This is a genomic window from Polaribacter sp. IC066, assembly GCF_007997085.1.
GTDB lineage: Bacteria > Bacteroidota > Bacteroidia > Flavobacteriales > Flavobacteriaceae > Polaribacter.
On record NZ_VORR01000134.1, the window covers coordinates 1 to 1,256 of the forward strand.

The 1,256-nt window shown below is 27.7% G+C and carries 1 protein-coding gene; it reads right to left on the reverse strand.

The features are described 5' to 3' along the window. Nucleotides 1-573: 573 nt before the first annotated feature. The gene (locus ES044_RS18250; protein ID WP_147120788.1) at nucleotides 574-933 is read right to left on the reverse strand and encodes a PadR family transcriptional regulator; all 360 of its coding nucleotides are present in this window, start codon (nucleotides 931-933) and stop codon (nucleotides 574-576) included. Nucleotides 934-1,256 lie beyond the last annotated feature (323 nt).

Here is a 1,256-nt window from a genome sequence, read left to right on the forward strand (position 1 = left end):
CTAACGTTTTTGTATATGGTTTGTTGCGTGTTTTAAGCCACTAATTTAGTAAATAATTACCGACCAAGAAAGTCCGCGAGGACTTTCGTAAGTAGGCGAGAAGCCAGCAATAAATTATATACGGTGTTAGGTGTAGTTTTTTTATTCAAATAGGTTTTCTTTATCTAAATTCTTAATTGATGATTTTCTGACAGAGAGATAATAAATCAAGTGTATAATTAAAAAGACTGACCAAATTAAAGCTGTGATATATATTACTTTAATATTCTCATATTTTGATTCAAAAGCAAATACGAACCATAATACTGAAACTAAATTATGAGCCAAAAATGTAAATAAGTGAAATCTAAATCCAATATCATAAATTGGAAGATATTCATATTCTTTTCTCCCGAAGTATTTTCCGTTAGACCACATTAGAATTCCATAAACTATTGAGCATAAAATTACAGCTAAAGTCATTTTGTTAGTAATTGAAGTACTTAATACAATTCGGAATAATATTGTCAGTATAATTGTTACAAAAGTAAATTTCAGCAAATTATTTGTTATAAATGTTTTCATATATTTTTATTATTTTAAAAGGTTTTTTATTTCGGTTGAAAAGAACAGTTCTATATTCCTTTCGATAAATTTTTCAAGTAATTCAGTTCCCATTTTGGTCAAGAAATAGTATTTTCTATCAGGTCCTTTATTTCCTTTTTTATTTTCAAATGTTACTACGTCAATATGTTGATATTTCCGCAAATTTCTATAAAGGCTTTGTTCTTCACAGCTAATTGTGTTTTTAGATTTACTTTCTATAAATTCCTTGATTTCGTCAACATATTTTTGCCCATCTTTCAACGCAAGAAATATCCATAAAGTTAATTGTCCTTTTTTATAAGTTTCTTCCCAAGAAGAGAGTAATTCAGGTAGTATGTTTTTTGTCATAATCAAATAGTATTATTCAACTTGTATAATACAAATATATAACTATTTTTTGATTTTCCAAATTCTGTTCAATTTTCAGGGTTTTGTGGTAAATTACACCTAACGTGTTTGTACAAGATTTTTTGCTGTTGTTAAGCACTAAAGTTAATAAATAAATCACAGATAGAAAGTCCGCGAGGACTTTCCTAAATAAGCCAGAAACAAAGCAATTAATTTTGTACGGTGTTGGGCGTAGGCTTTTCTTTCAGCTTATTGATTTCAGTTATTAATTCCGTTTTTTGGTTTTCAGTCAATTCATTAAATAATTTCACTTTTTTCCCCTT